The following is a 7,984-nucleotide window of genomic DNA, read 5'->3' as shown; positions in this document are numbered from 1 at the left end:
CCGCACAATGTGCACGAGCTTCAGACCTCAGGAAAAAGTCCCTAATCATCAACAAACAATCGCAGGATTAAATCCCCGGAATTGCCGTGATTTGAAGGACATTTCCACGCTGAATTTGCGAAGTTTCGGGCGCACCACGGTGTCCGAGGAATTGGAGTGAGGTTTAGGAAAGTAGCGGGAAGGACTTTTCGTGGTGAACCAAAATGATAGTATGGGTTTGCGATGAGTGCTGAATCCCTTCCCCATACCGCCCAGATGATTCTTGGACTGGACCGAGGCAACCCCGTCTTCACGGTTTATGCCGACGACGAGGAGCAATTGCATGTGTACTATGGCTTTGAACTATTGGAGGTTGTCTCGGCAGACAGGCAGTCTCCCAACTTCAAGATGCTGGTGGGACGGCTCTACAACTCCGGGACCAATCGCAAGGTCTTAAGCGAGACCTTCGGTGTCGATCCGAAAACGATCCGAGGCTGGGCTGCGGCGATCTGCTGTTCAGACGCCGAAGAAATGGTGCGCCAGTTATCGGGACGTGGACGAAAGCTGACGGCTTCAATCGAGGCTTACGTGAGGATGCGGTGGCCCGAATTAAGTCGTGGAGGAACCTATGGGATTAGCGGTCGGTTGCGCCGGGAGATTCAGAGCGTCTTCAAGGTAAGTTTGTCCAATGAAACGCTTCGTCCCCTGGTAGGCCAATTGAAACGGGGCCAGGTAACAACCGCAGACGATCTCCCTGAAGAACCCCAAAACTCCTTTGATAATCAAGAAGTTGACGACAAACCCGGGGAGACGGTCTGCGATTGTTCCTCAACGCAACCCCCGCAGTTATCTCAGTGCTCAGCCGAAATTTCCGGGCCGTCGTTGCTGGAAAGTGCCCCCAAAAACCACTGGTGCGATCACGCCGGATTGCTGGTACTTGCGCCGGCATTGGTCGCGGTGGCTCAGGCAGTGGATCCGCCCCAGCCCTTGTTCAAGCAATGGTTGGCCAGTTTGCTCCTGGGAGCGGTGAACATCGAACAAACCAAATTCCTGAACTGGCAGGATATGTCGCGACTGTTGGGCAGCGTGGTGCGTTTTCCCCATCCCCAGCGCCAGGAGTTGGACCGGATTGCTACGGAGGCCCATTTCGACGCCTTGGCCCGGTTCAATGCTCAGTGGATTGAGGCCAATGGCCAGAGTGACTTCTATTTTGATCCCCATACCAAGCACTACACCGGCGAGCAGAACGTCCTGAAAGGATGGATCGCTTCGATCCGTTGGGCGGACAAAGCCATGCACAGTGATTTCATTCACACCGCAGCGGGAGAGCCGCTATACTTTGAAACCACCGACAATTTCGAAGATTTACGCCAGCGGTTTTTCGATGTGGTCCGGCGGTGTCGCCTCACGATGCAGTGGCCGGCGCAAAGGGTGCTGACTTGGGTGATCGATCGCGGAATTTTCGGGAGCGGAGTTTTTGAAAAGGTGCTGGCCGATCCGGCCACGCACCTGATCACCTGGGATAAGGGATTCCAAGCGATGAGTTGGCCGCCGGTGGAGGGTTTAAGCGGCCGGATGGTGATTCAAAGGGCACGCAATCGGTCCACAGATCTGCGTAGTTATCACTTCGAATATTGGGATCGCTGCCGGCCCGGAAATACACGACTTCGCCAAATCGTGGTACAGGCAATCAACCCGAAAGGACGCACCATTCAAGTGGCCATCCTGAGCGATGATCTGCAACGGGAGGCCAAGGAAATCATCGTGTTGATCTTCTCGCGCTGGCTCCAGGAGAATGATTTTAAATATCTGGACAAACACTTTGGGATCAATCAGATCACCAGTTACGGGATCATTCCCTACGAAGAGTTGCGCCAATCGGTAGAAGACCGGCAAGTGTGCAGCTCTCAACTCAAAGCCCTGCAAACACAACGTCGACAAATCAAATCCAGGCAATCACGGCTTTTGTTGCGCCAAGCCAAAGGCGATCATGAGGCCCTCCAATGCGAGAAACTGATCAAGCAGAGGGAATCAAAGCCGCCCTTGACCCCAGAGGACAAGAAGCAATTGGGTCGGTTACGGAGCAAACAAACTCGATGCAAAAACAATCACAAAAAACTGAGTCAACAGATTGAGCATTTCAGCCGGGAACTGGCCCGACTGGAGGAACAATCCCAAAGCGTGGAGAAGACTCAATCGCGATTGGAACAGTGCATTGATCAAAAAAAGGTGCGGATGGATCCGGCTAAGAAACGCCTGATGGATCACCTGCGAGTGATTGCGCGCAACGTGTTTTATCGGGCACTGGCCTCCTTCAAGAAAGCCTACGATAATTACCGGGATGACCACGATCAGTTCCGCCAACTAACGCAATCGGCCGGAGTGCTGGAAGTCACTACCGATTCGATCGTGGTCAACATCATGCCTCAGGTGAGCTTTTCTCCTCAATTGCGGCGAGTCATCTCCAAAGTTTTTGAAGAGCTCAATGCACATCAACTGGTGTTGCCCGATGAGAGCTCTCGCAAGCTGATCATGCGCCTGGCCGACCGTTCTGAGTTGAAGGTGACTCTTCAAAAACAAGATTGATTTTGGGTGCATTCTCAAGGAAATAAACCTGCGATTGTTTTTCACCAAAAAATGACTTTTACTGAGGTCTGAGCTTACTATAATGTTCTACTTGATCGATATGAAAAAAATACTCACTTCCTCACTTAAACTGCTTGCATTCACTCTTCTCGCATTTGCCATACCCGCGCAAGCTCAAGTCAATCTCACCGATGGCCTCGAAGTTCACTGGGCTTTTGACCGGGGGAACGGAAACGTCGCGGCTGACTCTTCCGGAAACGAACGCGAAGCCGTTCCGGCCGAAGATATTTTCCCGGGCGCACTCATCGATTGGTCGGGCGGCAAATTCGGTGGTTCGGTGTTATTCGACACCACTTACATGCTGCACTCACCCTTTGAGTATTTCGGCATCGGGGGCGCTGAGCCACGGACCGTTTCCTTCTGGATTAAAACCGAATGGGACGCCGCCAATTCCAGCGCCATCGGCGCCCTGATCGGCTGGGGGATTAACGCCCCACGACAACGCATCCATGTGAAATTGAATGGCAAGACCGACGCCGACGGCAATGTGTTACAAAATATTCGGACCGAAAATCAGGGCGGCAACAATTGGTCAGATCTCTATCCGGTAAATGACGGAGTTTGGCATCACATTATCTCCGTGTTCGATCCCACCGTGGATTCAAACGGTGACGGAATCCTCGCCGCGGTGGGTGACTTCGATCAATACGTAGACCTCCAGCTTGAATCGAAAAATGGCGGTGTGGGCAATCCGGTGGAAACCAATATCAATCCGGACGAAGGAGCGGTCCCCTTGACGATCGGTGGCGGCTATTTTCCCAATATCAACGCCGCCCGAACCTCGGAAGCCCGCCTCGATGATTTTCGTCTCTACAGCCGGGCCTTGAGCCTTGAAGAAATCCAGGCTCTTTTTGATGGTCAGGGCGTTGATGGTCCCCCTTCAGTCGAAATCACTAATAACATTGAAGGTGAAGAACTCCTGGATGCGGCCACCCCTATTGAGTTCTCCATCCGGCCTCAGGGCGATTCAACCGTGAATCGAGATGACGTCACCCTCACCTTAAACGGCAAAAACATTATTGCCGAAGCAACCATTACAGGATCGGACACCGAATGGACCGGAACCTATACCGGACTCGAAGAGAACAAGGTTTACAACGGGAGCATTGGAGCCACAGACAGCCAAGGCCGCACTTACTCCTTCGAATTCTCATTCGACACCATCTCCGAAAACAACTTCACCATCGAAGCCGAAGATTTTAATTTCGGCGGCGGTGGATTCTTCGATAATCCGATTATCTGCGCCGATATCGGAGGCGCCACAGATTTATGCTACTTCGATCGAATCAGCACTCAGGGTGTCGATGCCAATGACAGCAATGCAGACAATGCCGATGAAAATGATTTCCTAGCCAATGCCTATCGTTACGGAGCGGGATTTGATCGGGAAGAACAGGTGGACACCTGGAAAGCCGACGAAAAACTGAGATCCAAGTTCACTGAATTCGCTGAATTCGATCTTACTTTCGATGACTTTCAAGTCGACCGCGTGAACACCGGAGAATGGTACAATTACACCCGGACCATTGAAGCCGGAACCTACCAGATTCTCCTCAGAGCCCGTGCCCGTGCAGAACAGGATCTTTCGATCGGCTTGGTCGATTCTCCCGTCTCCTCCAACCAGAATGTAACTTCTTTAGGATCGTTCGATATTCAGTCGACAGGCGGCAGCTATAAATTCTTTCAGCTGACGGACGAAAATGGTCGTATAGCCGTTGTTGAATTAGGCGGGGAACAGACCCTTCGCATTACCGCCGAAAATGCAGATGAGAACGTCGACCTCAACTACCTGATGTTGTTGCCTGCAGAGCCGGTGACAAGTCTTCCCCCGGCAACACTCACCGCGGCATCGGCTACCGGTCAGATCACCCTTTCCTGGGACGTCGCTGGAGGAACGCTTCAAAGCTCAGATAATGTAACTGGCCCCTGGAACGATGTTTCGTCAAATGGCACCAGCCACACAAAAGAAGCGGATCAGGCAACCGAATTCTTTCGTGTCATTTCCCAGTAGCAGAGGTGCTGCCGCAATCAACTGTAAAGGTCGGATGTGTAAATCCGTATTGAGCCAAAAAAACGGTGCTTACGCCATCAACTGTTACAAGACAAGCGATAAGTTATTCATGACAAGGCAGTTAAGGTGGGTATTTTGACGGAATAGTTCAGTTCAGCGTTAAAACTCGATGCAACCTATTCATTTCAAGCAATTTACGTCATGGTGTTTAACACTTAATGAAGGAAGCACCCACAAAGATAATTGCTGGGCTGTTTCCGGCCTCAATAGCAACCGCGTTCACGTCTTGGGTTTTCGCAAGTCGATACGAGATGTAGCTGTGCCGCAAACCGTTTTTCTTCCACTTGATTCCTGAGGACTTAGAGACTTTCTCGAGTTGGTCACACACAATAGAAAACTGCGACACCGGCCCGGACGGTTTCCAGAACGGCTTCAGCCAAGTCTTGAGATTGCCAGCGACAGGAACGAGTCTCCGAGTTCTTGTTTTTGACTTCGCTTTGCCTACCGTGATGAATTCGTCATCGATGTCGGACCAATCTAAACGTTGAATCTCAGCGTGGCGAAGACCCGCGAAGGCGGCGATTGCCAACCAATGAACCATTTCCGGCCTTGCGAAGTGCATGAGTTTTTCCATTTCTGCTACGGAATAAATTAGGACCTCGCCGTCACCGTCGCCGTAACTGCGAACGCCGTTCATAACATCGTGGTCACGCGGGATCCACCCTCGGCTTACACCGAAAGAGAACAGGGCGGCAACAGCCATTCTGGTGTTCTTTTTGGTTCTCTCAGAAAGCTTCAGATTCCGGATGAAATCATCAATGTCGGGGGATTGAACCATTTTCAAGTCGATGTGGAAACTTTCGGAGAATCGCTTGAGATTGGTTCTGATTAACTTTCGGTATGGAACGCGGTCGATGGAATCAATGAACGTCTGACAGGCTTCCGTTACGGTGATTTTAGGTAGAGTGTGAATGTTCCGCTTGGCGTAAAAGCGAGCCGCTTCAAGGACGAGGTTTCCTCCGAGGATTTCAATTGCTTTGGCGTGCTCTTCAGCGGCTACACGGAGGCCGGTTCCGCTTGTCTTGAGTGCTTTCAATGCTGCCCTGTAATCAGCCTGTTCAACCGGATCCAGAACCACATTATCGGTTGATCCGCTTTTGACCTTTCGCTTGAGAGTTTCCGCTTCCGACTTCGCGTCCTTCAGTGACTTTCTGTAGCACTGCTTTTTTCCGTTGGGAGTTTGCCAGACAATCTTGTATCTGGAGCCGTTACCGTCCCTGCATGATATATTTTTATCAGGCCTTTCAGGATGTGATTGGGAATTTTTCGGTCAAAAGTGGTGCGTAAGTGGGGCGCAAGAAGGGTGTTTTATACTAAAAGCTCCGTATTGCTAAGGAAAAACGGAACTCATGATGAGGTGTCAACTCTTCATGGGGTCGAGCTGTCCACAGTAATAAAAATTTTCTGAAGGAAAACAGTGAGATATTTTCTCCAGACATCCCAACTGTGACCTCCTTCTGAAACATGGTAAACATGCTTTACCTTTTTTGTTTTCAAGCGTTCGATAAATTGATTGTTACGTTCGAATAGGAAATCATCGCGGCCACATCCAATCCATAATAGCCGGATCGTATCGTTGGCCTCGTTGACATTTGAGCTGAGGCGACTGAATTGTTTTTCCAAGGTGCCTTGAGGGGGGGCTGAGCTGAAACCGCCGATCCAGGCAAACTGATCAAAATTCCTCAGTCCGATTCCAAGTGAGTGTCCCCCGCCCATCGACAAGCCGACGATGGCACGTTTATCTTTTGAAGCCGAAACCCGGTAATGTTTTTCGATCAACGGTATCAGATCATTGAATAGATCCTTTTCCATGAGCTGATTGTTCCGTGGCGAATAATCCTCATATCGGCTACGCGAGGAAACTGGAACCGGATGACCGTATGGCATAACGATGACCATTGGTTTTATTTCTCCGACTGCGATCAGATTGTCGGTGATCCAATGGGCTCTGCCCACCTCGTTCCAGGCAGATTCATCGTCACCGAATCCATGCAGGAGAAAAAGAACTGGATAGCGTTGTTTGGGATGATCAGAATATCCGGGAGGTGTGTAGATAAAGACACCACGTTGTCGTTCTGCAGATTTTGATGCATAAGTATGATGATGCAGAATTCCGTGGGATACCTCCTGTAGTTCATGAATTAATGGAGGATTGCCGGGCACTTCGACCAAGCTGTTTAGATCGAACCATTTTTTAACATTCCGATTCACCGGATCAATCACTGAGGCTTCATCAACCCAATATCTATAGGAATAAATCTCGGGCTCCAAAGGGCCCAAAGTAAGACTCCAGATTCCGTCCTCATCTTTTGACATGGCCTGTCGCCCCTGGATTCCACGCAGGCTCACCGATTCAGCCTGTGGAGCCCGTAGTCGGAAAGTCACCCGACGGTCTTCATGGACTTCAGGGGATATTACCCTGCTTTGCCCATTCACAAATAGGCCTGTGGAGAGAATTGCCAGAGTGATGAAAAATAAAAAGAAGTGACGAGGATTAACCATGCCTCAAATACTTCTTTACCCGTAGCCGATCTGTCGAGCCTAAAGAAAATATATTACCTTGAAGCTTAGGGTGTCGATCCCGGATATGGGGGGGGCGTTCCTATAAACCAAAATCGGTCTCACCGCGGCCAGCTTCAGAAGGAACGCACAGGTATCCCGGAGAAGTTGGTGGCACACCGAATCCCTGATTATAGGTTTTCTGAGAAAGAAATCTCCAACTCTTTGGGTAATCCTGTAAACTCAACCCGGGTTACTTTTCCTCCCGGCCAACGGACCTGCAATACTTTTTTTGAAGGGCTGTCCGATGGAAACAGAACAGGAATCGGACTGTCCTGTGACCAGTAACCCGATCCGGCATGGGTTTCCGTTGCGGACCCTAACTGACCCTCTTCCCGGATTCGGATCGATGCCCCGAAGCCATGCGGATTCTGAAGAGGGCCCTTCAACCGGATTCGAATTCCGCCATGCTCGCTCAAGTTTTGGAACAACTTTGTTTCTCCTCCATTCTGAGAGATTGCCAGATCCATTCTGCCATCCTGATTGAAGTCACAGGATGCCGTTCCACGCATGTCTCCGAAGATTCTGATCCCGGATTGCTCCGCGCTCATTGCTTGAAATCCCCCTTTGCCGTTGCCGATCAGCAATGCTCCGAATCCCGCATCGTTCCGTGGAGTCCAAGGATGGGATGCTGAAAAATTCTGAGCTATGAATAGGTCCTGATTTCCATCGCCGTTCCAATCAGCAGAGGTGATGCCGAAAGCCGGTGACAACTGGACCTCCACGGGT

General features: G+C 50.7%; 5 protein-coding genes. 2 read left to right on the top strand and 3 right to left on the bottom strand.

What is annotated here, in order from left to right:
* The first annotated feature begins 222 nt into the window (after positions 1 to 222).
* Both EYQ01_01140 and EYQ01_01135 read left to right on the top strand, forming a co-directional pair.
* Complete coding sequence (locus EYQ01_01140) at positions 223 to 2,565, top strand: hypothetical protein (protein ID HIE64421.1); 2,343 nt, start codon at positions 223 to 225, stop codon at positions 2,563 to 2,565.
* Between the two features lie 82 nt (positions 2,566 to 2,647).
* Complete coding sequence (locus tag EYQ01_01135; GenBank protein ID HIE64420.1) at positions 2,648 to 4,636, top strand: hypothetical protein; 1,989 nt, start codon at positions 2,648 to 2,650, stop codon at positions 4,634 to 4,636.
* A 208-nt stretch (positions 4,637 to 4,844) separates the two neighbouring features.
* On the opposite strand, the gene EYQ01_01130 is transcribed toward EYQ01_01135, so the two are convergent.
* The 3 genes from EYQ01_01130 to EYQ01_01120 form a co-directional block, all read right to left on the bottom strand.
* The gene (locus tag EYQ01_01130; protein ID HIE64419.1) at positions 4,845 to 5,774 is read right to left on the bottom strand and encodes a hypothetical protein; all 930 of its coding nucleotides are present in this window, start codon (positions 5,772 to 5,774) and stop codon (positions 4,845 to 4,847) included.
* Between the two features lie 290 nt (positions 5,775 to 6,064).
* Positions 6,065 to 7,198 (bottom strand): esterase family protein, encoded by a 1,134-nt coding sequence (locus EYQ01_01125; GenBank protein ID HIE64418.1) that lies wholly within the window; start codon positions 7,196 to 7,198, stop codon positions 6,065 to 6,067.
* A gap of 188 nt (positions 7,199 to 7,386) precedes the next feature.
* Positions 7,387 to 7,984: CRTAC1 family protein (locus tag EYQ01_01120; protein HIE64417.1), on the bottom strand; the 598-nt coding region annotated here is incomplete at its 5' end.

The organism is Candidatus Manganitrophaceae bacterium (genome assembly GCA_012960925.1).
Classification (GTDB): domain Bacteria; phylum Nitrospirota; class Nitrospiria; order SBBL01; family JAADHI01; genus DUAG01.
Note: the sequence above shows the minus strand (reverse complement) of the source record. Positions and strands in the feature narration are given on the sequence as shown.